Annotated in this window: 24 protein-coding genes; 9 read left to right on the top strand and 15 right to left on the bottom strand. The window is 69.0% G+C overall.

Translation table 11 applies throughout. The annotated features are described in order from the left end of the window. Positions 1-137: 137 nt before the first annotated feature. The 7 genes from glsA to AC5RVG_RS15205 form a co-directional block, all read right to left on the bottom strand. Positions 138-1,952, bottom strand: coding sequence for a glutaminase A (glsA, locus tag AC5RVG_RS15235; protein ID WP_494014492.1), 1,815 nt, complete (start codon positions 1,950-1,952; stop codon positions 138-140). A gap of 76 nt (positions 1,953-2,028) precedes the next feature. Next, the gene (locus tag AC5RVG_RS15230) at positions 2,029-3,786 is read right to left on the bottom strand and encodes an alkaline phosphatase D family protein (RefSeq protein WP_494014491.1); all 1,758 of its coding nucleotides are present in this window, start codon (positions 3,784-3,786) and stop codon (positions 2,029-2,031) included. Positions 3,787-4,009: 223 nt separating this feature from the next. Beyond that, the gene (locus tag AC5RVG_RS15225; protein ID WP_494014490.1) at positions 4,010-4,795 is read right to left on the bottom strand and encodes a hypothetical protein; all 786 of its coding nucleotides are present in this window, start codon (positions 4,793-4,795) and stop codon (positions 4,010-4,012) included. Continuing rightward, complete coding sequence (locus AC5RVG_RS15220) at positions 4,792-5,343, bottom strand: RNA polymerase sigma factor (protein WP_494014489.1); 552 nt, start codon at positions 5,341-5,343, stop codon at positions 4,792-4,794. Before AC5RVG_RS15220 ends, AC5RVG_RS15225 begins: the two co-directional genes overlap by 4 nt. Before the next feature lie 74 nt (positions 5,344-5,417). Then, positions 5,418-5,975: a hypothetical protein gene (locus AC5RVG_RS15215; RefSeq protein WP_494014488.1), complete on the bottom strand. Its 558-nt coding sequence runs from the start codon at positions 5,973-5,975 to the stop codon at positions 5,418-5,420. A 191-nt stretch (positions 5,976-6,166) separates the two neighbouring features. Continuing rightward, on the bottom strand, positions 6,167-7,837 hold the full coding sequence (locus tag AC5RVG_RS15210; protein ID WP_494001878.1) for a thiamine pyrophosphate-dependent enzyme: 1,671 nt from the start codon (positions 7,835-7,837) through the stop codon (positions 6,167-6,169). 255 nt (positions 7,838-8,092) lie between these two features. After that, complete coding sequence (locus tag AC5RVG_RS15205) at positions 8,093-8,371, bottom strand: DUF3040 domain-containing protein (RefSeq protein ID WP_494014487.1); 279 nt, start codon at positions 8,369-8,371, stop codon at positions 8,093-8,095. A 262-nt stretch (positions 8,372-8,633) separates the two neighbouring features. On the opposite strand from AC5RVG_RS15205, the gene AC5RVG_RS15200 reads away from it, so the two are divergent. From AC5RVG_RS15200 to AC5RVG_RS15185, 4 genes are all read left to right on the top strand, one after another. Then, positions 8,634-9,164 carry a gluconokinase gene (locus AC5RVG_RS15200; protein ID WP_494014486.1) on the top strand — a complete coding sequence of 177 codons (531 nt, stop codon included), beginning with the start codon at positions 8,634-8,636 and terminating at the stop codon, positions 9,162-9,164. Positions 9,165-9,250: 86 nt separating this feature from the next. Beyond that, a complete protein-coding gene (locus AC5RVG_RS15195; protein ID WP_494014485.1) occupies positions 9,251-10,657 on the top strand; it encodes a GntP family permease in 1,407 nt (468 codons plus the stop codon). A gap of 60 nt (positions 10,658-10,717) precedes the next feature. Further along, entirely contained in the window at positions 10,718-11,491 is a 774-nt protein-coding gene (locus tag AC5RVG_RS15190; protein ID WP_494014484.1) for an SDR family oxidoreductase, read from the top strand. Between the two features lie 133 nt (positions 11,492-11,624). Beyond that, positions 11,625-12,680 (top strand): L-idonate 5-dehydrogenase, encoded by a 1,056-nt coding sequence (locus AC5RVG_RS15185; RefSeq protein WP_494014483.1) that lies wholly within the window; start codon positions 11,625-11,627, stop codon positions 12,678-12,680. A gap of 102 nt (positions 12,681-12,782) precedes the next feature. Here the strand turns inward: AC5RVG_RS15185 and AC5RVG_RS15180 are convergent, their stop codons facing one another. From AC5RVG_RS15180 to AC5RVG_RS15170, 3 genes are all read right to left on the bottom strand, one after another. Next, positions 12,783-13,508 carry a FadR/GntR family transcriptional regulator gene (locus tag AC5RVG_RS15180; protein WP_494014482.1) on the bottom strand — a complete coding sequence of 242 codons (726 nt, stop codon included), beginning with the start codon at positions 13,506-13,508 and terminating at the stop codon, positions 12,783-12,785. 405 nt (positions 13,509-13,913) lie between these two features. Beyond that, on the bottom strand, positions 13,914-14,741 hold the full coding sequence (locus AC5RVG_RS15175) for an alpha/beta fold hydrolase (protein ID WP_494014481.1): 828 nt from the start codon (positions 14,739-14,741) through the stop codon (positions 13,914-13,916). Positions 14,742-14,751: 10 nt separating this feature from the next. After that, complete coding sequence (locus AC5RVG_RS15170) at positions 14,752-15,759, bottom strand: NAD-dependent epimerase/dehydratase family protein (protein WP_494014480.1); 1,008 nt, start codon at positions 15,757-15,759, stop codon at positions 14,752-14,754. 136 nt (positions 15,760-15,895) lie between these two features. Between AC5RVG_RS15170 and AC5RVG_RS15165 the strand changes: the two genes are divergently transcribed. Both AC5RVG_RS15165 and AC5RVG_RS15160 read left to right on the top strand, forming a co-directional pair. Further along, a complete protein-coding gene (locus tag AC5RVG_RS15165; protein ID WP_494014479.1) occupies positions 15,896-16,555 on the top strand; it encodes a pentapeptide repeat-containing protein in 660 nt (219 codons plus the stop codon). Between the two features lie 113 nt (positions 16,556-16,668). Then, positions 16,669-17,583, top strand: a complete 915-nt coding sequence (locus tag AC5RVG_RS15160; RefSeq protein ID WP_494014575.1) for a phosphodiesterase — start codon at positions 16,669-16,671, stop codon at positions 17,581-17,583. 79 nt (positions 17,584-17,662) lie between these two features. Here AC5RVG_RS15160 and AC5RVG_RS15155 read toward each other — a convergent pair whose 3' ends face one another. Continuing rightward, positions 17,663-19,267: a stealth conserved region 3 domain-containing protein gene (locus AC5RVG_RS15155; RefSeq protein WP_494001579.1), complete on the bottom strand. Its 1,605-nt coding sequence runs from the start codon at positions 19,265-19,267 to the stop codon at positions 17,663-17,665. A 373-nt stretch (positions 19,268-19,640) separates the two neighbouring features. Here AC5RVG_RS15155 and AC5RVG_RS15150 point away from each other — a divergent pair, with 373 nt between their 5' ends. Both AC5RVG_RS15150 and nhaA read left to right on the top strand, forming a co-directional pair. Beyond that, positions 19,641-20,048 carry a sortase gene (locus AC5RVG_RS15150; RefSeq protein ID WP_494014478.1) on the top strand — a complete coding sequence of 136 codons (408 nt, stop codon included), beginning with the start codon at positions 19,641-19,643 and terminating at the stop codon, positions 20,046-20,048. A 122-nt stretch (positions 20,049-20,170) separates the two neighbouring features. Next, positions 20,171-21,514: a Na+/H+ antiporter NhaA gene (nhaA, locus tag AC5RVG_RS15145; RefSeq protein ID WP_494014477.1), complete on the top strand. Its 1,344-nt coding sequence runs from the start codon at positions 20,171-20,173 to the stop codon at positions 21,512-21,514. 93 nt (positions 21,515-21,607) lie between these two features. Here nhaA and AC5RVG_RS15140 read toward each other — a convergent pair whose 3' ends face one another. The 3 genes from AC5RVG_RS15140 to AC5RVG_RS15130 form a co-directional block, all read right to left on the bottom strand. Continuing rightward, positions 21,608-23,254, bottom strand: a complete 1,647-nt coding sequence (locus AC5RVG_RS15140; protein ID WP_494014476.1) for an ABC transporter permease — start codon at positions 23,252-23,254, stop codon at positions 21,608-21,610. Then, the gene (locus tag AC5RVG_RS15135; RefSeq protein ID WP_494014475.1) at positions 23,251-24,165 is read right to left on the bottom strand and encodes an ABC transporter ATP-binding protein; all 915 of its coding nucleotides are present in this window, start codon (positions 24,163-24,165) and stop codon (positions 23,251-23,253) included. Before AC5RVG_RS15135 ends, AC5RVG_RS15140 begins: the two co-directional genes overlap by 4 nt. Positions 24,166-24,242: 77 nt before the next feature. Beyond that, a complete protein-coding gene (locus AC5RVG_RS15130; RefSeq protein ID WP_494014474.1) occupies positions 24,243-24,908 on the bottom strand; it encodes a TetR/AcrR family transcriptional regulator in 666 nt (221 codons plus the stop codon). 113 nt (positions 24,909-25,021) lie between these two features. Between AC5RVG_RS15130 and AC5RVG_RS15125 the strand changes: the two genes are divergently transcribed. Next, complete coding sequence (locus AC5RVG_RS15125) at positions 25,022-26,026, top strand: universal stress protein (RefSeq protein WP_494014473.1); 1,005 nt, start codon at positions 25,022-25,024, stop codon at positions 26,024-26,026. Here the strand turns inward: AC5RVG_RS15125 and AC5RVG_RS15120 are convergent. Beyond that, complete coding sequence (locus AC5RVG_RS15120) at positions 26,010-26,348, bottom strand: GYD domain-containing protein (RefSeq protein ID WP_493987808.1); 339 nt, start codon at positions 26,346-26,348, stop codon at positions 26,010-26,012. The two genes, AC5RVG_RS15125 and AC5RVG_RS15120, sit on opposite strands and share 17 nt — an antisense overlap. Positions 26,349-26,387: the final 39 nt, after the last annotated feature.

Raw genomic sequence — 26,387 nt, 5'->3', positions numbered from 1 at the left:
GGGAACAAGACACGGAGAGACCGAGGCTAGTGTGGTTTCTGTTGCCGATGTGGCAGGTGGTACGACTGCCCGTAACTATAGTTGATCACCGCTGGTGGATGCCCATTGGGCCGCCGGCAGCGGGCCGCCGCGGACGGTCAGTCGCGGATCCGGACGGCGGTTTCGCGCAGGAACTGGTCCACGCGTGTGTAGGCGTCGCGGGTGAGCGCCTTCCACAGGCGCATCGCCAGTTTCGGGTCCTGCTCCTCCAGTTCCTCGATCGCCTCCGCGGAGAGCACCATGAGTTCCACCGGGCCGTCCGCCTTCTCGGTGGTCTCCTGCCGGTCTTCGCTGCCCAGTGCCAGTTCGCCGAACGTCATGCCGGCGCTGAGCGTGCTCAGCTTGACCCGCCGTCCCTCGGAGTCGGCGGCGATGGTGCTGATCCGGCCGGAGACAATGAAGTACACCCCGCCAAACCGTTGGCCGACCCGCCGGACGATCTCGCCGTCCTCGTACTTCGCGGGCTCCATGCGTTCCACCAGGGCGACAATTTCGTCCGCGTGCAGGGTGCCCAGGGCCAGCGACTGCTCCACCGGCACCGACGTGGGCACGCCCAGCGGATCTCCGTAGCGGGCAATAAGGCGGTTCTCGGAGAACTCGACGGCCCCGGTGCGGGTGTCGAAGACCGGCACGTGCCGCCCGGTGTCGATGAAGACGTCGGCGAGCCTGTCCTCCGGATCGATCAGCAGCAGTTCACGGTTGTCCGCGGCCAGAATCTCCTCCAGGCGGGCGAACATGCGCAGGGCCACGCCGCCCACTTCGTCGACGCGGCGCAGGTCCAGGACCACCAGCTCTACGTCGTCGGGGAGCGAGCTGATTTCCCGGACCATCGATTCCGTACCGGCAAACAGCAGGTCGCCGTTGAGCTCGATCAGTTGCGCGCGATGGCCGTTCTCCCGCAGCACCTCGGCCGACTCGTCCGTGCGGCGGATGCCGGAAGGAACGACGGTGATGTCGTAGCTGGCGCGGATCGCGGAACGCCCGGCACGCGCGGAACGCACGAAATGCATCTCCATGTCCTCGGACAGCCGTCGGCTCACGGCGATCCCGCGGACCGACCCGCCGTGGTCGTCCAGCGGCGGGGAGAACACCGCGAGCCCGACCTGGCCGGGAAGCACCGCCAGGGTGCCCCCTCCCACCCCGGACTTCGCCGGCATCCCCACGTTGGTGACCCAGTCTCCGGCGTCGTCGTACATGCCCGAGGTCATCATGACCGACAGCACCCGTTCCACCGGCCCGATGTCCATGACGTGGTTGCCGGTGACGGGGTTGGTGCCGCCGTTGGCCAAGGTCGCGGCCATGATGGACAGGTCCCGGCAGGTCACCTGCACCGAGCACTGCCGCAGGTAGTTCTCCAACGCGGTGGTGGGGTTGTCCTCGATGATGCCAAATGAGCTCAGCAGGTAGGCCAGTGCGTGGTTGCGGTCGCTGTTGCGCAGCTCGGCTTCGAACACGCGCGGACTGCTCTTCAGTTTCCGGCCGGCGAATCCGGAATACGTGTTCAGGATCCGCTTGATCGCGGACCTGCCGCCGGAGCCCTTGATCATCCCGGTGACCGCCAGCGCGCCCGCGTTGATCATCGCGTTGGCCGGCCGCCCGGTGCCTGCGGCGAGGGAGATCTCGTTGAACGGGTCCCCGGAGGGCTCTACGTCCACCTTCTCATCCACCGCGTCGAAACCAAGCTCGGCCAGCGCGAGCGCGTAGCTGAACGGCTTGGAGATCGACTGCAGCGTGAATTCCTTGCGGGTGGTGCCTACCTCGTAGACGTAGCCGTCCACGGTAGCCAGGCAGATCCCGAAGTCGTCCGGATCGACTACCGCCGAGGCAGGACCAACCAGATAAGGCGTGCCGTCGCGGAGCTCGGAGATCTCGGCGTGCAGGGTGCGCAAGTAGCTGTCGATCGGCGATTCCATATCACCAGCGTAAGTGGGCGGACGACGCGGCCCGGACAGCCGCCCGGGCTGGCCTACGCCTCATCGCGCCATCGGGCTATCGCGCAATCCGAATGCCCTGCGGCGCGATGGTCAGGGAGGCGACCTCTTCCAGTCGCGGGTGCAGGTCGTCGCCGTCATGCACCACGCCCTTTTCCCACCAGATCTTCAGGCCGTCGGGGGAGTCCTCCAGGCTGGCCAGGTTGTTGTCGAACCATGGCCGCATGTGGCTCTTCCAGGTGAACGGTGGATCGGGGACCTTCGCGCCGCGGGCTACGAGCGCGCCCACCGGAGCGGCGATGCCGTAGGACATGGCGGCGGTGAAATAACGCAGGAAGCGGGGCAGCGGGTTGCGGACGGGCGAGCAGACGGCCTGGACGATCCGGCTGCCCGAATCTCGCACCACCTCCGTCACGTAGGAGAAGTGCACGTCGCCCGAGAGGAAGGTGACGGTCTCCGGCGCCGGTCCGCGCCCGCCGTCGGCCACCTCCTGCACCATGGCCGCCACCTCGTGGAAGGTGCGCTGGAAGGCTGCCCAGTGCTCCAGGTCCACGGCTTGCCGCAGCAGTTCACCGGCGGCCGCCGGCAGCTTGCCCCAGGCCCCTTCGCTGAGGGCCTCGTTCCAGGACTCGATGTGGTGCAGGCCCCTGGGGAGCAGGAACGGCAGCGAGGTACCGATCAGCAGGTGCTTGAAGCCGCCCTGGAGCTGGCCGTCCAGCCAGGCAATTTCTTCCTCGTCCAGCAGCGTCCGCCGGTCCGGCTGCAAGTCACGGGCCGCGCGCGAGTCGAGCACGACCAGCCGTGAACCGCCGATGTCGCGGGTGAAGCTCCAGCGGTAGGTGTCCGGCTGCCGGTCCGCCCGTTCCGCGAAAGCTTCCAGCGCGTCGCTGAGGTCCGGTTCGCCGTCGCCCGGATGGTTCACCACCTGCTGCCACAGTTCGTCCTCGGCACGCTGCTCCGGTGACAGGTTGCCCAGATGCTGGTAGACCCAGTAGGACGCGAGGCCGGCGACAATGCGGCCATGCCACCAGGGCTTCTTGGCCATCTTCCGCCGCCAGCTCAGCGAGGCGTTCCAGTCGTCGCGGATGTCGTGGTCGTCGAAGATCATCGCACTGGGCAGCGTAGACAGCAGCCATCGGTTGGCGCCGTCCGACCACGCGAGCATGTACAGGTGGGCGTATTCCGCGTAGTCCTTCAGCTCTTCGCCGGGCGGTTCCTTGATATCGCGGCGGGCGCGGATGAACTCCTGCATCGCCTCGGTCGTCGAGTCCGCGTAGACCTGGTCGCCGAGGAAGAGCAGCAGGTCCGGCCAGCCGGGGTCCGTCCCGGTCCCGTCGAGCGCCCCGCCGGTCGCGTCCCCGCTCCCGGTTCTGTCCGCGGTGCCGGCCTTGTCCCCGTGCCGGGCCGCGCCGTCGGCACGGTGCAGCGCGTACGCCCGGAGCGCGTCCACGCCGTGCTGCCTGTTGCCGGCCGCGTCATGCTCGACGCTGGTGCGGCAGGATCCAAAGGCCAGCCGGAGCGGGCGTCCGGGCGTGAGGGTGCGGATCACGGGTGCAGGGTACGGCGAGTCCGGTTCCGGCCAGGCCCGCATGCCGTCAACCTCCACCCGATAGGGTGTGACGCTTCCTGGCTCCAGCCCCTCGGCCTCGACCAGCGCGTAATGGTGGCCGCGCACGGAGAACGTGCCTGCCTGCCAGCTGCGCCCCTGAACCACGACGGCGACGGTGGCGGCTTCGCGCGTTTCCACCCAGATGCTGGCCGACGTCTGGTCCACATAGCGCAGCATCGGGCCAAGTACCAGCGGCGATGCGGTCATGAATCCTCCTGCCTGACCCGACAGAACGGTGTTCCCTTGCGCAACTCTGCCACTATCGCCCGCCTGCCGAAAGAGCCCGCGTCGGAGGATTGCCTTCGGCCGCGGGCATCGCCGCCGTCATTCCCGACGGCCGCCGGTCAGCCCTCCGGCCGGCGGCGGCGGAGAGCCGGCGGTCGGGCAGCGGTCACGCAACGGCGTGGCCGGAGCGCCGGACTGTGGCCGGTCAGCGCTCCGGTGAGGGGAGGGGCTGCAGCGTCGGAAGGTGGCCGGAAGCGGGGACGGGCGCCTCCTGCTTTATCCGCGGGGCCTCCTTGCCGGGATTGCCGTCGCGCTGGCCCAGGGACGGATCCGGCAGTCCGCCCTCCAGCGGCGGCACCGCGGGGAGCACGTCCCGGGACGGCGTGCCCGGCGGACGTTTGGCATCCTGCCCGGCAGCATCATCGGTACCAGGGGTCCGCTCCGCCTTGTGCCCGGGCTGCGGCGCGGGGGCAGCAGGATGTGCCGGGGCAGCGGGAGCGGCCGGGGAATCGGTGCCGGTGTCGGCCGAGCCGGAGCCGCCTTCCTCAACCGGGGCCTCGCCCGTTACGGCCGGGGCGCGGGCGGGGGCTGCGGGCACGGAGTGGTCCTGGGGAGTTTCCTGGCCGGTGCCGGACGGGGCGAGGAAGCCCACGACCTGCCGGACGGCCTGGTCCGCGGCTGCCCGGAAGTCGGGGTTGGCCGCCGCCACGCCGGACACTCCCAGCCCGGTGGCGGCCACCGCGGCCGTGAGGACCAGGGCGCCGCGCACCGTGCGGCGTCGGCGCAGCGGCACGACCTGCGCGCCCGCGGCCGCCGTGCCGGCAGCCGGCGTCAGGTAAGCCAGCACCTCGGGCGATGGTGCCGGGATGGGGGCTTCCCCGGCGGCGCGGAGGGCCAGCAAGGTGGACTCCAGCGGGGCAGAAGGAGCCAGCCCGGATTCGTCCAGCAGCCGGAGGACGGCGTCGTCGTCGGACATTTCAGCGCTGTTCATACCAGGACCTCCTTCCTTTCCAGAACGGATTTGAGTTTAAGCAGGGCGCGCCGCTGCAATTGTTTGATGGAGCCGGCGCTCCGGCCCATGATTTCGGCAACCTGTTCGATCGACAGGCCGGCGACCACGCGCAGCATCAGCACTTCCTGCTGCTCCGGCTTCAGCTCCTTGAGCTGGCGTCCCACATCGCTCTCGGCGAGCGTCTCCAGGACAGTTGTTTCGGCGGACTCCACCGCTCGGGCGTCGGCATCCGGGTCGTAGGGCGACAGCACTGGCTGCCGGGCCCGGCGCCGGACATCGTCTACGTAGCGGGCATGGGCGATGGAGAACGCCAGCGTCCGCAGCCCCTGGAACCCGCCGTTCACCGACCGGATGCGGGAGAAGAGGGCGAGGAATACTTCCTGTACTGCGCCTTCGTGGTCTTCCACACCGCGCACCTTCAGGTATCCATTGAGCCCGGGTGCCAGCGCGGCGTAGATCTCGCCGAATGCAGCTGCATCTCCGGACTGCGCCGCGAACACGATGTCGTCGGGAAGTGATGGGGGCAAGTCGACGTTCTTTCAGACAGCGGGCGACGGGTGCGGCGCCCCCAGTGTAGGCGCCGCACCCGGTACCACGGGAATTACTGTCCGGCTTCTACCGTGACCGAAGCGGCGCCACGCAGTTCGGCGCGGGTTTCCGCGGCTTCCGTGCGCGCGTCGATCGCGGCCTCGGCCTTGGCGTTGGCGGTTACCGGCAGCTCCGGAACGGCAGGGACGGCCGGAGTAGCAGGCACGCCGTCGGCACCCGGAACGGCCGGGACTGCCGGAGCCACGGCGGCACCCGAATGCAGCTCGGCGCCGTTCTCCTCGGTGCCGGCCTCGGCCTCTGCACCCAGCGCCGCGTCAGCCTCTGCTCCGTCTGCGCCCTCGGTGACGTCGACCGCGGCATCGGCTGCGGCTGCGGACCGGACTTCCGGCACGGCGGGGGAGGCCGGGATGGCCGGGACTGCGTTCTCACCCTCGCCGGCGGGGACGGCCGGGGTGGCCGGGACTGCCGGGGTGGTGACCGCGGTCTCCGAATTGCCGGCGGCGGTCAGAGCGGGTGCTGCCACGGCGGCTCCGGCGCCTCCCACGGCGATGACGGCGGCCAGGGCGGCTCCCTTGGCGGGCAGGCTCAGGGTGCGGAAACGGTTCGACATGGATCTCCTCAAAAGGTTGCTCGGCACGGCCGCGGTACTGCTACTGCGGCGCGCCCTTACACCTGACTAATCGAAGGTAGAGGGTGAAAGGTTACGCTTTCGTGATTTTTCGGGAGAAACATTTTTCACGGTAAACGCCGGTTGCCGGGGCATTACGCCCCGGCCACCGGCCTGCGACCAACTGACGGGTGTCAGTAGGCCTTGACCCGCTGTTCGACCACCAAGTGGATCAGGGCGAAGGTCTTGTCCTCGTCGATGGCCTTGAGGGCAGCTTCGAGGGCGGCGGGAACGTCCGCGTCCTTCTCGACCTTCACGCCGAAGCCGCCGAAGGCCTGGGCCATCAGGGCGAAGTCGGGATTCTTCAGCTGGGTGCCGGAGATGCGCTCGGGGTACCAGCGTTCCTGGTGGGTGCGGATGGTGCCGTATTCCTGGTTGTCCATGACGATGACCAGCGGGGTGGCACCGTACTGGGCGGCGGTCGCCAGTTCCTGCCCGTTCATCAGGAACTCGCCGTCGCCGGCGATGGTCACTACGCGCCGTCCCGGGTGGGCCAGCGAGGCGGCGATGGCGGAGGGGACGGAGTAACCCATGGAACCGTTGCGGGCCGACAGCATGGAGCCGTAGTCGTGCGTGGGGAAGTAGCGGTGCGCCCAGTTGGTGTGCTCGCCGGCGCCGAGGGTGACCATGGCGTCGCGCGGCAAGCCCGCGACCAGGTTGGCCATCAAGGTGTCCATCCGGGCGGGCCCGTCGCCGGGCTCGGCCGGCGGCAGGGCGGCGAACTTGACCTGCTCGCCGCGCATGCGCTGGGTGAAGTCTTTCCACTCTTCCTTCACCGGCAGGTCCATCATGACCAGGTCGCGGACAAAGACATCAGGCTTGGCCACGATCTGGTAGGAGACGGGGCCGGAGCGGCCCCGCAGCGACGGGTCGATGGTGACCAGGAAGTTCTTCTTCGACCAGTCCTGCCGGACCAGGAAGCCGTCGGTGATGACATCGCCCGGGACAGTGCCGACGAAGACCAGCAGGTCGGTTTCCTCAAGCAGATCGTAGGTGGGCTTCGGCCGGCCGTAGCCAATCGGGCCCACGTAGGAGGGGGAGTCGAAGGGGATGGTGCCCTCGCAGCGCCATTCGACGGCAGCCGCGATGTTGTGCTCTTCGAGCCAGGTCGTGAGTGCGCTGGACCCTTCCTGGGTCCAGTCATTGCCGCCGACGACGAACAGCGGCTTCTCGGCGTCCTTCAGCGCGGTCTTGAGCGCCTTCCAGTCCGTGACCGTCATGCCGCCCTGCGCCACCGGGATGACCGGGTGCAGCGTGGCGTCCACTTCTTCGCGGATGACGTCTTCGGGAAGACCGACGACGACGGGTCCCGGCCGCCCACTCATGGCGGCAAACATGGCCTCGGCGACGATTTCCGAGGCCCGCTCGGGGTGGTCCAGCACCATGACCCGTTTGGCGCCGGTGTCGAACCAGGATTTGATGTCGAATTCCTGGAAGGCTTCGCGGTCACGGTGCTCGAAGGGGATCAGGCCCACGAACAGCACCATGGGCGTGGAGTCCTGCCAGGCGGTGTGGAGGCCAACGTGTGCGTTGGCCGCGCCGGGCCCGCGGGTGACCATGGCGATGCCGGGCCGCTGGTTCATCTTTCCGTCCGTCTCGGCCATGTAGGCCGCGCCGCCCTCATGGCGGCAGACGATGGTGTCGATGCTGGAAGTGTGGAGCCCGTCCAACACTTCCAGGTAGCTCTCGCCGGGAACCACGTACGTGCGTTCGACGCCGTGCGCCATCAATGAGTCGACAATAATGTGCCCTGCCGATTTGCGGACCGGCTGCTGCTGCTGCGCTGCGACTGCGACCGCTTCCATTTGATCCTGTGTCACAGGAGACCTCTTTCACCTTTGAATCGAACTCGTCCGCGGCATTCTTCTCGTGCGGGTGCACGGTTCCCGATGAACGCGCTTGAGCAAAAGTACATCAAGGGGTGTGTTAGGGCACCGTCCCTGTGACATGGCGAGGTAACGAAAGTGACGTGGTTCGCATTGTTCCCGGCCGAGGTGTCTGCTGCGGCCGTTATCAGCCGCGCCGGTGCCGGGACACGAAATCGGCAGGTGCGGCCGCTCTCACCCGCGCCGGTGGCGGGACACGAAATCGGCGCAGCCGCGGATGGCGCCCGCGGCCAGGCAGATGAGGCCCAGCATGGCCAGAACCAGCGCATTCCCCGCTATGCCGATGAACAGCAGGAGCGCGCCGGCCAGGGCCAGCAGGGTTGCCGCCCCGACGACGTGGCCGAAGACCAGCACGCCGCGGGTCGACAGGGAGCGGGCCAGGCGGGGGTCGTCGTTCTGCAGTTGCTGCCCCAGCCTGTCCAGGCGCTGCCGTTCGTCATCCGATAGAGACATTCCGACCTCCTCGGGCTCCGCGGCGCCGCAGCCGGTGCCGCGCCGGACACCGTATAAGACAAATGTAGCCTCGGGATGCCCGCCGGGGGTATGGGCCGAGGCCAAGCGAAGGCCGATTCGTTATCGACGCCGTCGACGACGGAAGGTTGCGGTTTTGCCGGAGCCTCTCCGCCGGTGGTACTTTGATCCGGATAAATCTGATTTATTGACGAGAGATTGGTCACCAAATCAGATGTAATGATGCGTCTGAGGAGTTCTGCCCATGTCCCTGCAATATCCCCCGCTGGTGGTCATGGGCGTCCAAGGATGCGGAAAATCCACGGTGGGCAGCGCGGTCGCCCGGCACCTCGGCCTTGAGTTCATCGACGGCGATGACCTGCACAGCGCGGCGAACAAGGAAAAGATGGCCTCCGGCCAGCCGTTGACGGACGCCGACCGCCACCCCTGGCTGAGCGCCATCGGCAAGGTCATGGCAGAGAAACTGGCCGAGGGGACCACCGCCGTCGTCGCATGCTCGGCGCTGAGGCGCAGCTACCGCGACCTCATCCGCTCCTTCGCGCCGCAGACCCGGTTCATTCACCTCACCGGCAGCCAGGAACTGATTGCCAAGCGGATCAGCGGGCGCGACCACGAATACATGCCCCCGACACTGCTGGATTCGCAGTTCCAGACGCTGGAACCGCTCGGCGACGACGAGGCGGGCCTTGAGGTCTCCGTCACCGATTCCCCCGAGCGGATTGCGGTGCTGGTGGAGCACTACCTGCAGGACCCGGCCCACCGGGCGGGAAGCTAGCGCCGGCGCGGGAAACAACTGAGCCAAACAACTGAAACGGTTGACCCGAAAATCCGTCGGGCCACCGTCCGATACAACGAAGGACAATGATGACCGAACTCGAGCTCAACTGGACGTTGGGCACGGCGGGCCTCCTGCTGGTCGCCGTAGCAGCCATCGCGCTGCTGCTGGTGCTGATCATGCGGTTCCGCGTGCACGCTTTCCTGTCGCTGATTATTGTCAGCGTGCTCACCGCGGTGGCCACCGGCATTCCGGCCGCAGACATTATGCCGACGCTGTTGGGTGGCTTCGGCGGAACCCTGGCCAGCGTGGCCCTGCTGGTCGGCCTGGGCGCCATGCTCGGCCGCATGCTGGAGGTCTCCGGCGGTGCGGACGTCATGACGAAGGCGTTGATCGACAAGTTCGGCGAGAAGCGCGCGCCGCTGGCGCTCTCCGTGGCGTCGCTGCTGTTCGGTTTCCCGATCTTCTTCGACGCGGGCCTCGTGGTCATGCTGCCGATCATCTTCACCGTGGCACGACGCCTCGGGGGATCGCTGCTCACCTATGCGTTCCCCGCAGCCACCGCCTTCTCCGTCATGCACATCTTCGTGCCGCCGCACCCCGGTCCCGTGGCCGCCACCGGCCTGCTGGGCGCCGACGTCGGGCTGGTCCTGATCCTCGGCCTCGTCATTGCCATCCCGACCTGGTACCTGGTGGGCTACCTGTTCGGCCACTTCCTGGGCCGCCGGTTCAACATCGCCGTGCCGGAGATCCTCGATGCCCCGAAGGGCTCGGTGGAGAACGAATTCCGCTCCGCCCCGAAGCTGGGTACCATCTTCTTCCTGTTGCTGCTGCCGCTGCTGCTGATCTTCCTCAACACCGGCCTGAACATGCTCGCCACCGCCGAGGTTGTCTCGCTGGAGGACACCTGGGTGCAGGTCCTGCGGACGCTCGGTGAAACGCCGATCGCCCTGCTGATCACCGTGCTTCTGGCCATGTGGCTGCTGGGCCACCGCCAGGGCAAGAAGCACAGCCTCGTCGAGACCGTGGTGGACAGTGCCCTGGGCCCGGTCTGCTCGATCATCCTGATCACCGGCGCCGGCGGAATGTTCGGCGGCGTGCTGCGCTCGAGCGGCATCGGCAACGCCATCGCCAGCTCGCTGGACGCGATCGGGCTGCCGATCATCGTCGCCGGCTTCGTGATCGCCGCCGTCGTCCGCGTGGCCCAGGGCTCGGCGACGGTCGCGCTGACCACCGCGGCCGCGCTGGTCCAGCCGGTCGTCATGGGCAACCCGGACTTCAACCCGGTGGAACTGGCCGCCATCGTGCTGGCGCTGGCCGCCGGCTCGGTGTTCGCCGGCCACGTGAACGACTCGGGCTTCTGGCTGGTCAGCCGGTTCTTCCAGATGGACACCAAGACCACGCTGAAGACCTGGACGGTGGGCCAGGCGCTGGTGGGCATCGTCGGCTTTGTCCTGGCACTGGCCATCTACCTGATCGCCACCTCTTTCTAGTACAACCGAGGGCAACATGGACGGGGCGGCTGCGGCCGTCCCGTCCGCATTTGGAGAGTAATGACTGTGAACATGTTCGACATTTCCTCGCGGGTGGCTCTGGTGACCGGCTCCAGCCGCGGAATCGGCAAGGCGATCGCCCGCGGGCTCGCCGCCGCCGGCGCCGTCGTGGTGCTCAACGGGCTGGATGAGGAACGGCTGGAAGGCACCCGCGCGGAGCTGGCCGCGGAGTTCGGCGCAGACCGGATCCACGCCCGGGCCTTCGACGTCACCGACGCCCAGGCGGCGGCGGACGGCGTGGCCTGGGTCGAGCACGAAGTGGGCCCCCTGTGGGTGCTGGTCAACAACGCCGGCGTCCAGCACCGGGTGCCGATGCTGGACCTGGACGTGGACGATTGGGAGCGCGTGCTGCGGACCAACCTGACGAGCGCGTTCCTGGTCGGGCGCGAGGCCGCGCGGCACATGATCGAACGCGGCGCCGGGAAGATCATCAACATCGCGTCCGTGCAGACCGACCTGGCCCGTCCGACCATCGCCCCCTACACGGCGTCCAAGGGCGGCATCCGCAACCTGACCCGGGCGATGACCGCCGAGTGGGCCAGCCTGGGGCTGCAGATCAACGCAATCGCGCCGGGCTACATCCACACCGAGATGACGCAGAACCTGGTGGACGACGAGGCCTTCAACACCTGGATCCTGGGCCGCACCCCGGCGCACCGCTGGGGCACGGTGGAGGACATCGTGGGACCTGCCATCTGGCTGGCCTCCGACGCCTCCAACTTTGTGAACGGCCAGGTGGTGTTTATCGACGGCGGCATGACCACCGTCGTGTGATCCCGCCGACCCGTTCGCGCCAAGGCCTCAGCGAGTCCGTGCCCGGGCCTGCGTTCCCTGGGCCGACGGGCGCGGGCACCCAAGGCGGTGCGCCGCCGTCGTAGTTTTGCAGAACCAGCGAAAGGCAGTTTCCATGACTTCCCTCCCAACACAGTCCCTCGGCGTCGTGGCCCACGCGGCCGGTGATTTGCGCGTCGAACCCGTCGCGCTGGCGCCGGCCAGACCCGACGAAGCCGTGGTCGAGATCGCCTACGGCGGCATTTGCGGGTCCGACCTGCACTACTGGCAGCACGGCGCCGCCGGCGAATCCATCCTGAAGGCGCCGATGCTGCTGGGCCACGAAGTGGTGGGCACCGTGGCGGCAGCGGCGGCCGATGGCAGCGGACCGGCCGCCGGCACCGCCGTCGCCGTGCATCCGGCGACGCCGGGGCCGGGTGACGGATCCAGGTACCCGGAGGACCGCCCGAACCTATCGCCGGGCTGCACGTACCTGGGCAGCGCCGCACGTTTTCCGCACACTGAAGGCGCGTTCGCCCGCTACGTGAACCTGCCGACGCGGATGCTGCGGGAACTGCCAGCCAAGCTGCCGTTGCGGCGGGCGGCCCTGGTGGAGCCGGCCAGCGTGGCCTGGCATGCCGTCGCGCGGGCCGGAGACGTGGCCGGCAAGCGGGTGCTGGTCATCGGCTGCGGCCCGATCGGCGCCCTGATCATCGCGGTGCTGAAGCGGGCCGGCGCGGGCGAGATCGTCGCCGTCGACATGCACGAGAAGCCGCTGGACATCGCCCGGGAAGTGGGTGCCGGCCGCACGCTGCTGGCGACCGATGCCGAGGCGATCGCCGGGGTCGAGGCGGACATCTGCCTGGAGTCGTCCGGCAACCATCACGGTCTGGCGTCGGCCGTGCGCGGTGCGGCCCGCGGCGGCCGCGTGGTGATGGTGGGGCTGCTGCCCTCGGGCGAGCAGCCGGCGCTGATCTCGCTGGCCATCACCCGGGAGTTGGAACTGGTGGGTTCCTTCCGCTTCAACGACGAGATCGATGACGTGATTGCGGCGCTGGCCGACGGCTCCCTTTACGCGGACCCGGTGACGACGCACGAATACGCCGCGGCCGACGCCCTGGAGGCGTTCGGCATGGCGCGGGACTCGTCGCAGAGCGGCAAGGTGCTGCTGCGGTTCAGCGACGCGGAGTAGCCGCCGGGCGGTCGGTCCGCGCCCGGAATCTACTATTCAGCAGCCGCCCTTCTCGCACACGGGAAGGGCGCCTGCTGAATAGTTGATCCGGGAAAGGCAGGTCTAGGTTCCGGGGGCTTCGAACAGCCGGGGCTCGGACTCCCAGACGCTGCGCACTTCCTCCACGGTCCGCCGCATAATCTGGTCCATGGCCGCCCGGGCCGCTTCCGGGCGGCCGGACTGGATGGCGTCCGCGACGTCGACGTGCAATTGCAGTGCTTCTTCGTGCGGGTGCGCGGGCATCAGCCCGTAATCGGTGCGGCCGCGCAGCACTTCGGCGATCATCGAGTGCATCTGCGCAAACATCTCGTTGCCGGAGGCCGCCAGCACCAGCGTGTGGTAGTGAATGTCCAGCTCCAGGAACTGCTGCAGGTCGCCGGCCCGTCCCACCGCCCGCATCTTCGCAGCGACGGCCATGAGCTCCGCCGCTGTGTCCTGCGGTGCATGCTGCGCGGCCAGCTCGGCGGCGGCCGGTTCGACGGCGGAGCGCAGCTCGGTCAGCGAGCGCAGCTGCACGCCCTTGCCGTCCCCGGCCAGGCGCCAGCGGATCACCGAGGGGTCGAACTTGTTCCACTGGTCCGGCGGCAGTACCCGGATGCCGATGCGCTTGACCGACTCGACCAGCCCCAGCGACTGCAGCACGCGCACCGCCTCGCGCAGCACGGAACGGGAAACGCCGAGCTCGGCCTCGAACTGCTCGGCATGCGCCGTGGCGCCGGCCGCCAGCTCGCCGGAGACGATGCGCTTGCCAAGCGTCTCGATGACGAGGCTGTGCAGGCGCGAACTCATGCGTGCGGAAGGGTAGCGGTCACGCGTTCATTCTATGGGGGCCGGATGCGCACACCGGCTGTGTTGCGGGACGATGCCGACGCGAACCGGCAGAAGGTCAGGGCCTTCTCGGCGGCAGGATCGGCCCCGGATCGGGGAACGGGCCGGGCTGCGGTTGCGGCGGAAGCGGCTGCGGCCCCGGGTCCGGGGGCGGCCCGGGCCGTTCGGGAGTGGGCGGCGCATTGGGATCCGGACTGGGCTCGGGCCGTTCGGGCGTGGGCGGCGCGAAGGGATCCGGATTCGGCTCCGGCGGGAACGGGTGCCTGGGTCCCGGCTCGTTCGGATCGTGTGCCGGCTCCGGCGGCGGTGGAATGGTCACGGCGTGCCTCCTTGGGCAGCGGTGCGGTAGGCCTGCTGCCTGCCACGCTACAACTGTGTCCCGGGCGCCTCAAGGATTTTCCCGCCGTCCGTGACGAGGGTCAGCAAGTCCCCGGCGACACGGTCGGGGGCGTCCCAGAGGACCGTGTGCCCCGCCCGGGGGTAGTGGTTGCGCCGGGCGGAAGGGATGGCATCGGCCAGCACGTTCTGCTCGGCAGGGGCTAGCAGGTCGTCGTCGTCGCCCCACACCACGAGGGTCGGGGCCCTGACGGCCTCCGGTGGCGGGGGAGTCGCCTCGGCGAGCCCGGCCAGCGTTTGCTGCCAGACGCGGGCGGGGATCTTGAGCGCGTCCGCCAACACCGCCTGTCGGACGGCCTCGCCGGGGTCAGCCAGCAGAGTGAAGGACTCCACGAAGGCGCGGACGTCGGCGGGGTCGATGGGATCGCGGAACGCCTCGATGGTCGGGGCAAAGGGCGGCCGGCGCTTGTAGAGGCTCAGCGGAGAGCCGATGAGCATGAGGGCCCGGACCCGTGCGGGCTGGTCGACGGCGAAACGCCGTGCGACATAGCCGCCGCTGGAGTGCCCGGCGATCACGGCCCGTGGGATGGCCAGGGCGTCCAGGAAATCGCCGAGGTCGTTGCTGAAATCGTGTAACCGGTAGCCCGTGGCGGGCTTGTCCGAATCGCCGTGGCCGCGGGGGCTGAGCGCTATCAGCCGGAGCGACGCCGGTAACCGGTCCAAGAGCGGGACCCAAAACCGCCAGGAGTCCCCGTAGCCCGGAACCAGCAGAACCGGGGTGCCGCCGGGGGAGCCGGCCTCGGCATAGGCCAAGCGGAGTCCATTGCCGAGACGAGCGAACCGCTGGCGGGGCTCCATGGCCGGATCCTCAGGACCCCGCGTGCGCGATGGCCAGCAGCCGGCGCTCGTCGTCCGGCGCCAGGCCGGCTTTGCGGGGACGGTCGGCGCCGGTCGCCAGCTCCCACACCAGCGTGTCGGCCAACGTGTCCCGCAGCGGACGCAACGCCAGACCGGCTGCCTTGGCGGCCGCGTTGCTGCGGGAGGAGAAGCCGGCGAAATCGGGCAGCGGAAGCCAGAGCGGCAAGGACCGCTCGCCGGCCCAGGGGTTGATGCCGGCCGCTGCCAGTTCCTCCTGGCCCAGGGACAGGACCGGACCGGCGTGGTCCGCGACCCGGCGCGCCATTTCCAGATGCTCGGTCAACGGAAACGCGTCGCCCACCGCGTTGAACTCGCCGGCCAACCGCTGTTCGGCCGCGGCGATGAGCCAGTCGGCGAGGTCCCGGACGTCGATGACCTGGGCGTCCAACCCGGGCGCATCGGGGACCAGGACGGCGCCGTCGTCGGCCACCGGCCGGGCGAAGCGCAGGGGCCAGTAGCCGGTGCGGTCGGTGGTGTCGCCGGGACCGGCGATGAGGCCCGGGCGGACGATCAGGCTGCGGTCGGGGCCAAAGGCGCCTTGCACCGCCTGCTCGCAGGCGACCTTCGCCTCGCCGTAGACGTCCGGAGCCGTCATCACGTCCGAGGCCAGGGGCGGCAGCAACGGGTAAGTTTCGTCGGCGCCCGGGGTGTGGTGGTCGGCGTAGACGCTGCAGGAAGACACGAAAACAAAGTGCTCCGCCGTGCCGGCCAGCGCCGCCACGGCACGGCGGACCTGGCCGGCCTGGCGGGAGACATCGAGCACGGCGTCCCAGTGCTGGCCCGCGACGGTGTCCAGACAGTCCGGAGCTTCCCGGTCCGCGCGCACCAGTCGGGCGCCGGCCGGAGCGGACCCGGACGTTCCACGGGCCAGGCAGGTGACCCGGTGGCCGCGGCGCAGCGCCGCGGCAGCGATTGCCTGTCCCAACCAGGCCGTGCCGCCCAGGACGAGTAGATGCATGCTGCCCATGGAACACCGTCCCGGGGCGGATGCGCACGGGGTGTTCGCGCACAGCAGGGAGAACCGCCCCAAATTGGTGGACAACCGCCTTTGGGCCGGGGCGGCCCATGTCCGGAACTGTGGCTATGCTCCGTAGATGGCTAAACCCGACGACTTCACGCCGCGCCTCGACGCCCCGGACGTGGGGGAACTGTTACCCGGGCAGGTAGCGGCGTTGATTCCCGAGGCCCGCGTGGCCGGCAAGCTGTTTGCCGGTGTGGAACTGGACGGCCGGCGGCTGGCCGGTGCCTCCTTCACGGAATGCGCATTCCTGGATGTTTCCGCAGACGGGGCGGACCTGCGTTCTGCCGGTTTCGTGGACGTAACATTCGAGCGGTTGAATGCGCCGGACTTCAGTGCGCCGCGCTCACGCTTCCGCCGGGTGGTGATCGACGGCTCCCGCCTCGGGTCGGCCGAAGTCTACGAATCCGAGTGGGAATCGGTGGAGTTCCGCAACTGCAAGCTTGGGTATGTGAACCTGCGCGGAGCGGAACTTCAGGACGTCGCGTTTGCCGGCTGCATCCTGGACGAACTCGATCTGGGCGGCGCGACCGGTCGCCGGGTGGCCTTTAAAGACAGCCGGGTCCGCAGGCTCGACCTGACCGGGGCGAAGCTGGCGCACGTTGACCTGCGTGGCCTGGACATCCGGGAACTGGCCGGGCTGGAAGGCCTGCGCGGGGCGGCCATGACCTCCACCCAGATCGGCGAGCTCGCTCCGCTGTTCGCCGCCCATTTCGGGATCGTGGAGAAAAGTTAGCCGCAATATACGTAACTGCCGGGCCGAATTAATCCACAGTTCAGCTTTTTTCTGTTTGGATGGTCTGTAGTGGACTGGACAGCAGGCGTCCGGCGAACAACAGAAGGTAGATGATGGACTTCCGTCAGGCCGAGCATCCACGGCCGAACCATTTCTTACTTCACATCAGCGACACCCACTTGGTGGGCGGCGACGGCCGGCTCTACGGGGCTGTGGACAGCGAAGCCAGGCTGGAGCAGATCTTCGAGGATCTGGAAGACTCCGGATCCCGCCCCGAAGCCCTGGTATTCACCGGCGATCTGGCGGACAAGGGCGAACCGGAAGCCTATGGCAGGCTCCGCCGGATCGTCGAACCGGCAGCCGTCCGGCTGGGAGCCCAGGTGATCTGGGCGATGGGCAACCACGACGACCGTGCCGGGCTGAAGACCATGCTCCTGGACGAACCCGGCGGCTCCGAGCCGCTGGACCGGGTATACGACGTCAACGGACTGCGCGTGGTGACCCTGGATTCAACCGTGCCGGGGGCACACTACGGCCGGCTGGAGGACGAGCAGCTGCAGTGGCTGGCCGACGAGTTGGCCAAACCAGCACCGCACGGGACCATCCTGGCCATGCACCACCCGCCGCTGCCGAGCGTGCAGGACCTGTCCGTGCTGGTGGAACTGCGCGGCCAGGCCGAACTGGCCGAGGTGCTGCGGGGCAGCGACGTGAAGTCGATCATCGCCGGCCACCTGCACTATTCCACTTCGGGCACCGTGGCCGGGATCCCGGTGTCCGTCGCGTCCGCCACCTGCTACACCCAGGATCTGGCCGCCGACGCCGGCAGCACCCGCGGCCGCGATGCCGCGCAGGCTTACAACATGGTCCATGTCTACGAGGACACCGTGGTCCATTCGGTGGTTCCGGCGCGCGGCGGCCTGCCGGTGGGCCGCCAGGTCAGCGCCGAGCAGACCCGGCAGCTGCTCGAGGCCGCCGCCGTCGTCATTCCCGACGCCGTGCGGCCGGGCCGGATGCCGGCACACCACTAGCCGGGAAACTCCGCTAGCCGGGCAGATTCCGTTAGCCGGTGAAACTCCGCCGCCCGTGAAACTCCGCCGCCCGGTGAGACTACGCCGCCGGCGGTTTCTCCCACGGCGCGCGGAGCGGGAAGTAGCGGGCCAGGAAGTCCGTGACCACGCGCTGGCGTTCCTCGGCCGGGACCTCCGGGAAGCTGCCGTCGTTAAGGCAGAAGAAGTCCCTGTTTCGCTTCTGCAGCAGCTTTTCCAGCTGCTTCAGGCCCGCATACATGGTGGTGTCCACGTATTTGACCTTGGCGCCGGGATTGGTCACCGCGCGGCCGGTCAGCAGCGCGTAGTAGTGGTAGAGCGAGTTAGTCACCGAGATGTTGTCCTTGGCCCGGAAGCGGCTCGCGGCCGTCGTCTTGAACTCCTCGGCGAACTCTTCCTCCATCTCCAGCAGCACGGATTTGCGCAGCGGCGCGGCGCAGTGCTCCAGGTGCCGGGTGGTGATCCTGCCGAAACGGTCGTGCAGCAGCCGGCGGTTCACCCGGGCGGCATTCTCGAAACCGGACCGGTCCAGGTGGTTGTCGCCGAGTCCGATCCGGGTGTCCGCCTCCACGAACTTGGTGATGCCGCCGGGGGAGAAGAACATGTCCGGGCCCACCGGCCGGCCGAAGAACATGTCGTCATTCGAGTACAGGAAGTGCTCGCCCAGGCCGTCGATGTGCTGCAGCTGCGCCTCGATCGCCTGCGAGTTGAACACCGGCAGCACCGACGGATCGCGGAAATGCTGCTCGCTGCGCACCACGCGGATGTCCGGGTGCTCCGCGTCCAGCCACGCCGGCAGCGGCGAGTCCGTGCAGATGAAGATGCGCCGGATCCAGGGCGCGAACATGTAGACCGAACGCAGCGCGTACCGCAGTTCGTCGATCTGGCGGAAGCGCGCCTCGGCGTCGTCGCCCTCGCCCACCACGGCGTGCTCCATGAAACTGTTCCGGTAGCGGCGGTACTCCGGATTGTTCCCGTCCACCCAGGAGAAGACGATGTCGATGTCGAAGTCGATGTCCGTGGCGTGGTCGGCGAACATGTTCTCGATGGTGGGCCAGCGGTGCCCGTAGCGTTCGACTTCGCCGCGCACCGCCTCCGCGGCCGGCAGCGTGCGGCGCGTCAGCGAGTTTTCAATCGGCAGGTGGATCAGGTCATTTTCCCAGCGCCACAGCTCCACCTGCACACCCGTGCCCTGGCCGTACCGTAGCCCGCCGGTCGGCTCGATCCGCGGGCGGTACAGCCGGAACGCGCGCGACCGGTCGCCCTCGGCGAGCTCGCCGTCGGCCACCAGCCGTGCGGTTTTCTTGTTCGCGTCCACGGTCAGCGAGTAGAACGGCTCGTCGGCGCAGGCGGCCACCAGCGCCGCGCGCAGCTCGTCGCGCTTCTCCCAGTTCACCGCCACCACCGGGCGGGCATCGTTGCCGCGCACCAGCAGGTAGGGAATTTGCGCCTCGTCCAGCGCCCTGCGGACAAACAACAGGTCCTCCACCATCGCCTGGTGCGGCGTCAGGGTGGTGTTGACCAGCGCGTAACCGCCCTTGACCATGACTACGTCGGGGCGCTCCGTGAGGCGGACGACGGCGGCGGGCGAGGCGATTTCGACCGTCGACTCGGGCGCGCGGTCGGGTTCGGGCTCGGCGTAGAACGCGTCCTGCACTGCAGGCATGCTGGTCACAAAAAACCTCCGGAAACATGGTGGCGCCAACCCGAAAAGGGGCTGCTGTCACCATGGTAGGCGTGGACGGGCGGGCGTTACAGACGCTGCCGCCACAGGATAAGCCCGCAGCGGATCGACCGCGGCAGGCCACTCCTTTGACGGTACATGCAGTTTGGCCCTCCCGCTGCGCCAGGACGTGCCCAACCGGCGAAAAATTACCCGGGTGCCGCCCCGAACAGGGGCAGTCGGCATGATGATCCCCGGAACGACGACGACGGTCCGCGTCCAACACATTTGCCAGCCGGGACGTAGGGGCTCACAGCAGTGCAACGTTCAGCAGCATTTTCTCCGCCGCATGCCCAAGGTGTCATACGATCTGAGCATGCCGGATCTTGCCGCGTCGATCGGACTGGTGTCCGAAGTGCTGACGTGGGCTGCCCTGGTCCCGGGACTGCTGTTGCTCTTCGTGGCCGCTGTGCTCCGCCTGGCCGGAACCCGGTGGCACCGCGCCGACGGCGTCGCGTTCGACGACGGCCGGCGCCGCGGCGTGCGCTGGTTCGATACGCGGCACGGATTCCTGGAGGGCGTCTTCCCGACCGGAACGGGCTCCGATGTAGCCGCCGGGTCGGACGTGCTGGTCTTCTACGACGCGCGGCGGCCGGACCGCTGGCAGGTCTCGGAGCCGGAGCGGCCGGGCCGGATCGTCTTGCTGCTGGGCGAGATCCTCACCGCCGTCGGCGTGCTCTCCGCCGTCGTCGGATTGTTGGCGATGGTCCTGGCCGGGGGCTAGCCGGGCGGGCCGTGGTGCTCGCCGCCCGGCTTTGGCGCTGGCCGCTTGCCCGGGTAGGGTGGAACCCGGTGCGCCGGGAAGTCTGGTCGGCAGTTCTGTTGTCGACCCTTTGAGGACCCGCCATGGCCGCCAAGACCCCCCAATCATCCGCCAAGCCCAAGGTTTTGGGACGCGGAAGTTATGCCGAAGCGCTGCGAATCGGCGAAATCCTGCGCAAGGAAACCGTCGGCGGAGCCCTGTTGGTGGCCGCCGCCGTCGTCGCCCTGATCTGGGCCAACTCGCCCGCGGCAGACAGCTACTTCGCCCTGCGCGACTTCACCGTCGGCTACGAGCCTTGGCACCTGGAGCTGAGCCTGGGGGCGTGGGCCGCCGACGGGCTGTTAGCGGTGTTCTTCTTCCTGGTGGGGCTGGAGCTCAAACGTGAGTTCGTCGCGGGGGACCTCAGCAGCCCGCGGAAGGCCATGGTGCCGGTCGCGGCCGCCGTTGGCGGAGTGGTGGTTCCCGCCGTCATCTACGCAGCCATCAACTGGGGCAGTCCGGAAACCATCCGCGGCTGGGCCATCCCGACGGCGACGGACATTGCCTTCGCGGTCGCGGTCCTGGCAGTCATCGGCTCGCACCTGCCCAGCGCGCTGCGGATTTTCCTGCTGACGCTGGCCGTGGTGGACGACCTCATCGCCATCGCCATCATTGCGTTCGTCTACACCAGTGAAATTCACGTCCCGGCACTGCTGCTGGCCCTGGTCCCCATCGCGCTCTACGCCTTCCTGGCCCAGAAGTTCCGCAGCTTCTTCGGGAAGCATCACGCGGCGTTGTGGGCGGTCCTGCTGCCCGTCGGCATCGTGGCCTGGGCCCTGGTTCATGCCTCCGGCATCCACGCCACCATCGCCGGCGTGGTGCTCGGCTTTACCGTCCCGGTACTGCGCAGCAAGGCCAGCGGCGGGCCGGAAGCGGGTCCGGGGCTCGCCGAAATCTTCGAACACCGGCTCCGGCCCGTTTCCGCCGGCTTCGCGGTCCCGGTCTTCGCGTTCTTCTCAGCGGGCGTCGCGGTGGGCGGGGTTGATGGATTTACCGCCGCCCTCGGCGATCCGGTGGCGGCCGGCGTCATCGCGGGCCTGGTGCTCGGCAAGCCGATCGGCATCCTCGGCACTACGTGGCTGATGACCAAGCTGACCCGGGCGGAGCTGGACACGTCGATGAAGTGGGTCGACCTGTTGGGCATCGCCATGCTGGCCGGCATCGGCTTCACCGTCTCCCTGCTGGTGGCTGAGCTGAGCTTCGGGCTTGGCACGCCGGCCAATGACCACGCCAAGGTGGCCATCCTCGCGGCGTCCTTGCTGGCCGCGCTGCTGGCATCGGTGGTGCTGCGCGCCCGCAACCGGCACTACCGGCGCATCGAGGCCGAGGAACAGGTCGACGCCGACAACGACGGCATTCCGGACGTCTACCAGGACGGCAGGGCGTAGCCGCCCCGGCTTTCGGCCCCCGCAGGCGCGGCTTCCGTCCGCTGCCGCGCCGGCATGGCAACACCGGCCCGGGGGCCGCTGCTCCGCGGGCTGTCAGGCCTCCAGGTCACGGCGCCGGAAGGCCAGCGTCCCGCCGACGGTGAGCAGCAGGGCGACCGCCGACATCCAGGCCAGCGGCAGCACGTCCACGTCCGCGGCCGGAACCCGCGGGACCAGTCCGAACGGCTCGGCGTCCAGCACCGCCTCCGGCAGGTTGAGCACCGGCCCGTACATGCCCGCCAGCAGTGCAGCAATCAGCAGGATCCAGACCCACCAGGTACCGCTGTGCAGCCCGTAGGCGAGGGCGCCGGCACCGGCGAAACAGAGGATCAAGGGCAGGAAAACCAGCCCGGCGGGAGCGAATTCCGCGATCACCGAGCTGTCGCCGACCACCGAGAGCGCGCCCAGGGCCAGGCCCAACCCTGAGACAACGAGCATCAGCGCCGAGGCCAGCGAGGTGACGAGCAGCGCGCTCAGGACCCAGTGCGCCCGCCCCACCGAGGCGGCGAGCACGGCCCCGGTTCGGCCGTCGGCTTCTTCCTTGCCGAGCCTGCCCATGGAGACCACGGCGAACACGGCCACGGCCATGGCGAAATACTTCAGGAACGCGGCCAGCGCGGTCCGGAGGAAGTCGGAGCTGTCGTCCAGGCCCAGCACCGCGGCCAGTTGCGGCTGTGACTCGTAGCTGTCCACCACCGCCTGGGCCAGAGACCCGGTCAGCACGGCGAAGACGAACAGGCCGAGCGACCAGCTGACGATGCTGCCGCGCTCCAACCGAAGGAACAGCCCCGGCAGCCGCACCAGCAGCGGCGTGGCATTGGCGCGGCCCCGGCGTGCGGGCACCAGCCCAGCGGCCAGGTCGCGCCGGCCCTGCAGCAGATACGCCGCCGGCACCAGCAGCGCCGCGAGCGCCAGGCACAGCAGCAAGGGCCACCAGCGCAGCTCGACATAGGCCCGCGCCTGCTGGACCCAACCGATGGGGGAGAGCCACGACAACGCGGTGCCGCCCAGCGCCTGGGCATCGCCGATGCCGCGGAGGATGTACGCCAGACCCAGCAGCGCCCCGGCCATGCCGCTGGCTGTCCGCGCATGTTCGCTCAGCTGCGCGGTCAGCGCCGCCACCGCGCCGAAGACGACCCCGACCAGCGCCGCTCCGGCCGCCATCGCCAGCGAATCGAGTGCCGCGAGACCGTTGGCCACCAGTGCCGCGAACAGGGCCGCTGCCACCGCCAGGTTGGTGAGCAGCATGACCGCCAACGCGGCAGTCTGCGGTGCGCGCCGTCCCACCGGCGCGGCCAGGATGAGCTCGGCACGTCCGGCTTCTTCATTGGCCCGGGTGTGCCGGATTACCGAGAAGATGGACATCAACGCGGTGGCCACCGCCAGCATCCCCAGCACTTCGTTGGCCAGCATCGGGCCCAGGCCGTAGTTCTCCAGGCCGTACCCCGGGCCTGCCAGCAGGGCGCCGGACGGGTCCTGCATGATCGCCGCCCGGCTCTGCCATGCCGCCTGGTCGCCGTACACCTGGGGCAGCACCAGCGCGAAGTAGCTGATGAACCCGCCGAGGGCCAGCGCCCAGACCGGGATCCGCACCCGGTCGACCCGCAGCGCCAGGCGGAGAAGCCGGCCGGTCCCGGCCAGCGCCTGATTCCGTGGGCTGCGCGCACGGGAGATCCCCGGCGCCGCGGTAGCGGTGCTCATGACCTGCCGCTTTCGGCCGCGGCCCGCCCATCGGGGCCGTACTGGTGAACGAACAGTTCCTCCAGCGTCGGAGGCGTGCTGGTCAGGCTGCGGACACCCAGCGGGAGCAGGGCCGACAACGCGGCCGGCAGCGCGGCTTCGTCAACGGTGAAGTGCACGCGCCCGTCTTCGCGCCGGAGGTCGTGCACGCCGGTGAGGCTGCCCACCGCGGTGGCATCGCCGTCGGCCACCACGACGACGGCGGTGCGCCGCCGGTGCCTCAGTTCCGCGAGCGAACCGGTTTGGACAGCGCGGCCGGCCCGGATGATGGTGACCTTGTCGCACAAGGCTTCCACCTCGGCCAGGATGTGGCTGGAGAGCAGCACCGTCTTGCCGGCGTGCCTCGACTCGCGGATGCACTGCTGGAATTCCAGTTCCATCAGCGGGTCCAGTCCGGACGTCGGCTCGTCCAACACCAGAAGCTCGACGTCGCTGGCCAAGGCGGCGACGAGCGCGACCTTCTGCCGGTTGCCCTTCGAATAGGAGCGTGTCTTCTTGGTGGGATCCAGCTGGAAGCGTTCCAACAGTTCGGCCTTGAGCCTGCGGTCGATCCCGCCGCGGAGGCTGGCAAACAGGTCGATCGCCTCCCCGCCGGTGAGCTTGGGCCAGAGGCTGACGTCACCGGGAACGTAGGCCAGCCGGCGGTGCAGGGGCACCGCGCGCGACCACGGGTCCTCGCCGAAGAGCCGCACGGTTCCGGCGTCGGCCTTCAACAGGCCGAGAATGATGCGGATGGTGGTGGACTTGCCGGCACCGTTGGGGCCGAGGAAGCCGTGGACCTCGCCGGGTTCCAGCACCAGGTTGAGCTGGTCCAGGGCGCGGACGGAGCCGAAGGCCTTGTCCACTTGGTTCAGGTCGATTACTTCAGACATGGAAACCACCTGCTTCGGGGCGGAATATGGAAGGAACAAGGGTGCGCGGGGCGCGGACGGGACAGAGACGCGGCGGGTCAGGAACCGGGCGGGTCCGTCACATACATCAGGTAGGCGTCGAGCAGGTCGCGGGTGGTCATCAGGCCCTGCGTGTAGAGTTCCACGTTGGCAAGGCCGTGCCGGTCCAGGTAGCCGCGCATGATGGCGGAAAAATCGGTGGGATCCTCCGGGGGGTGAAGCGTCAGGTCCAGCAGCATGGCACCGAATCCCTGGATGGTCAGATAGCGGGCGCGCGCCTGCTCGTCGACGGACGGGTGGATGGTGCCGGCGGCGACGCCTTGGGCCAGCCAGGCCTCGGCGTCCGCGGCGAAGTGCTCGATGAAGGACTGGGCCAGCTCGCCGCCGGACTGCAGGCTCCGCAAGGCGTAGCCGACCAGCGGCGCCGTTTCCTCCAGCTCCGCCATGGCCGCCAGCAGTTCCGTCGGCGAGCCGGAGTGGACTGCCTGCTGCTTGTAGGCGCCGATTTTGGCCAACACGTATTCATCGCAGGCCGTCCGCAGACCGTCTTTGGAACCGAAATGGTGCAGGATCAGCGCGGGGCTGACCCCTGCCGCGTCAGCAATGGCGCGGACACCCACCCGGAAACCCCGGCTGCCGAACAGTACGACGGCGGTGTCCCGGACCCGGGCACGGGCGGTGAGATCACTGGGTGCGGCAGCCTGCGGCGGCGCTGCTGAACGCATGTTCAGCAGTCTAAACCTGTGTTCAGCCTACGGCAATGGTTTGGTGAGGCCCGGCCGCCGTCGGAACCCGCTGCCCCTACTCAGCCGCGCGGCCGTCCCCTAGGGTGGAAGGCATGGAAGAGGTCGTCCTGGTGGGATTCGACGGCTCGGAAACCAGCGCCCGGGCGCTGGACTGGGGGTTGTTCGAGGCCCAGTCCCGCGGATGGCCGGTGCGGCTGGTCACCGTCGTCTCAACCGCGGGCGTGGACGATCCGCAGGTGGACCACCAGTATCTGGCCACCGCCCGGCGCGGCGGGGAAGGGGTGCTGCAGGCGGCGCTTGACCGCGCCGGAGCGTTGGGGCTCCAGGCCGAAGGGCACGTGGTGGCCGGGGACCCGAGCGAAGTGCTGGTGGACGAATCTGCTTCCGCCGGACTGGCCGTGGTGGGCAAGCGCGGCCGCGGCGGCTTTGCGGGACGGCTGCTGGGCAGTGTCTCCTCGGGCCTGGCGGCCCACGCCGCCTGCCCCACGGTGGTGGTGCCGCAGCGCTGGAAACCGGGCGCGACGGCCGCCGAACTCTCCCCGGATGCCGCGGCCGAACTACCCGGCGGACCGGTGCCCTGGCTGCTGCCGTCGCCGCGGGAGGGGTCGGACCGGGGGCTGCATCCGCCGGATGCCTCCGAAAAGTTCAGCTACGCGGGGCAGGTGGTGGTCGGCGTCGACCAGTCGGGGAGTGCGAATCCCGCCCTGTGGGCGGCGGCCGAGATAGCCAGCCGCCGCTCAGTCCCGCTGCGGATGCTTTCGTCCCGGGCGCCTTTCTACCGCGATTCGGTCTGGCTGGACCACGCCGAGGGTGCCCACCGGTTCCGCGAGGAGGTCGCCGCTGAGCTGGACGGCCCGCTGCGGGAGGTCCGCGGCAGCTACCCGGACCTGGATGCGAGCTGGAACTTTTATCTGGCCAAACCCGCGGAAGTCCTGGTCCACGCCACCCGCACGGCCCAGCTGATGGTGTTGGGGACGCGCGGCCACGGCGGATTTCCGGGCCTGTTGCTGGGCTCGGTCAGCCAGGCGGTGCTGCACCACGGCCTCTGCCCCATGATGGTGGTGCCCAAGGGCGTGGGGGTCAGCCGGACCCCGTGACGCCGGGAGCCCGGTAACGGACTTCGCCGGCCATGCGCAGGGCGTCGATGGTCTCGTCGATGGTCAGCAGCACGGTTGTTTCGAAGGAACTCAGCGCACCGCCTCCGCTGATGGCCAGGGCGACGGCGGCCATGGAGACGTTGTTCGGGGCCTCCCACACGCTGTAGCCGTCGTGCGCGCCGAAGGCGTACCAGAAGCCGTGCAGTTTCCCGCCGACGGATTCGATGTAGGCCTTGGCCGCCTTCCCCCGGTCCTCCGGGTTGTTGATCATCCTGGCCCAGGTCTCCGGGGTGTAGCTGAACTTCGAGAGATACAGCACCATCGGCTTTCCTTCCGAACGTGTCCGGCCCCGGATGGGCGC

It is taken from the genome of Arthrobacter senegalensis, assembly GCF_059091765.1.
Note: the sequence above shows the minus strand (reverse complement) of the source record. Positions and strands in the feature narration are given on the sequence as shown.

What these genes read in the sequence shown, in the direction of transcription:
- AC5RVG_RS15185 (WP_494014483.1), top strand. Translation starts at nt 11,625, where the DNA reads ATGACTTCCCTCCCAACACAGTCCCTCGGCGTCGTGGCCCACGCGGCC.
- AC5RVG_RS15210 (WP_494001878.1), bottom strand. Translation starts at nt 7,837, where the DNA reads ATGGAAGCGGTCGCAGTCGCAGCGCAGCAGCAGCAGCCGGTCCGCAAA.
- AC5RVG_RS15160 (WP_494014575.1), top strand. Translation starts at nt 16,669, where the DNA reads ATGGACTTCCGTCAGGCCGAGCATCCACGGCCGAACCATTTCTTACTT.
- AC5RVG_RS15195 (WP_494014485.1), top strand. Translation starts at nt 9,251, where the DNA reads ATGATGACCGAACTCGAGCTCAACTGGACGTTGGGCACGGCGGGCCTC.
- AC5RVG_RS15120 (WP_493987808.1), bottom strand. Translation starts at nt 26,348, where the DNA reads ATGGTGCTGTATCTCTCGAAGTTCAGCTACACCCCGGAGACCTGGGCC.
- nhaA (WP_494014477.1), top strand. Translation starts at nt 20,171, where the DNA reads ATGGCCGCCAAGACCCCCCAATCATCCGCCAAGCCCAAGGTTTTGGGA.
- AC5RVG_RS15125 (WP_494014473.1), top strand. Translation starts at nt 25,022, where the DNA reads ATGGAAGAGGTCGTCCTGGTGGGATTCGACGGCTCGGAAACCAGCGCC.
- AC5RVG_RS15165 (WP_494014479.1), top strand. Translation starts at nt 15,896, where the DNA reads ATGGCTAAACCCGACGACTTCACGCCGCGCCTCGACGCCCCGGACGTG.
- AC5RVG_RS15155 (WP_494001579.1), bottom strand. Translation starts at nt 19,267, where the DNA reads ATGCCTGCAGTGCAGGACGCGTTCTACGCCGAGCCCGAACCCGACCGC.
- AC5RVG_RS15215 (WP_494014488.1), bottom strand. Translation starts at nt 5,975, where the DNA reads ATGTCGAACCGTTTCCGCACCCTGAGCCTGCCCGCCAAGGGAGCCGCC.
- AC5RVG_RS15190 (WP_494014484.1), top strand. Translation starts at nt 10,718, where the DNA reads ATGACTGTGAACATGTTCGACATTTCCTCGCGGGTGGCTCTGGTGACC.
- AC5RVG_RS15130 (WP_494014474.1), bottom strand. Translation starts at nt 24,908, where the DNA reads ATGCGTTCAGCAGCGCCGCCGCAGGCTGCCGCACCCAGTGATCTCACC.
- AC5RVG_RS15175 (WP_494014481.1), bottom strand. Translation starts at nt 14,741, where the DNA reads ATGGAGCCCCGCCAGCGGTTCGCTCGTCTCGGCAATGGACTCCGCTTG.
- AC5RVG_RS15225 (WP_494014490.1), bottom strand. Translation starts at nt 4,795, where the DNA reads ATGAACAGCGCTGAAATGTCCGACGACGACGCCGTCCTCCGGCTGCTG.
- AC5RVG_RS15180 (WP_494014482.1), bottom strand. Translation starts at nt 13,508, where the DNA reads ATGAGTTCGCGCCTGCACAGCCTCGTCATCGAGACGCTTGGCAAGCGC.
- AC5RVG_RS15200 (WP_494014486.1), top strand. Translation starts at nt 8,634, where the DNA reads ATGTCCCTGCAATATCCCCCGCTGGTGGTCATGGGCGTCCAAGGATGC.
- AC5RVG_RS15140 (WP_494014476.1), bottom strand. Translation starts at nt 23,254, where the DNA reads ATGAGCACCGCTACCGCGGCGCCGGGGATCTCCCGTGCGCGCAGCCCA.
- AC5RVG_RS15205 (WP_494014487.1), bottom strand. Translation starts at nt 8,371, where the DNA reads ATGTCTCTATCGGATGACGAACGGCAGCGCCTGGACAGGCTGGGGCAG.
- glsA (WP_494014492.1), bottom strand. Translation starts at nt 1,952, where the DNA reads ATGGAATCGCCGATCGACAGCTACTTGCGCACCCTGCACGCCGAGATC.
- AC5RVG_RS15170 (WP_494014480.1), bottom strand. Translation starts at nt 15,759, where the DNA reads ATGCATCTACTCGTCCTGGGCGGCACGGCCTGGTTGGGACAGGCAATC.
- AC5RVG_RS15135 (WP_494014475.1), bottom strand. Translation starts at nt 24,165, where the DNA reads ATGTCTGAAGTAATCGACCTGAACCAAGTGGACAAGGCCTTCGGCTCC.
- AC5RVG_RS15150 (WP_494014478.1), top strand. Translation starts at nt 19,641, where the DNA reads ATGCCGGATCTTGCCGCGTCGATCGGACTGGTGTCCGAAGTGCTGACG.
- AC5RVG_RS15230 (WP_494014491.1), bottom strand. Translation starts at nt 3,786, where the DNA reads ATGACCGCATCGCCGCTGGTACTTGGCCCGATGCTGCGCTATGTGGAC.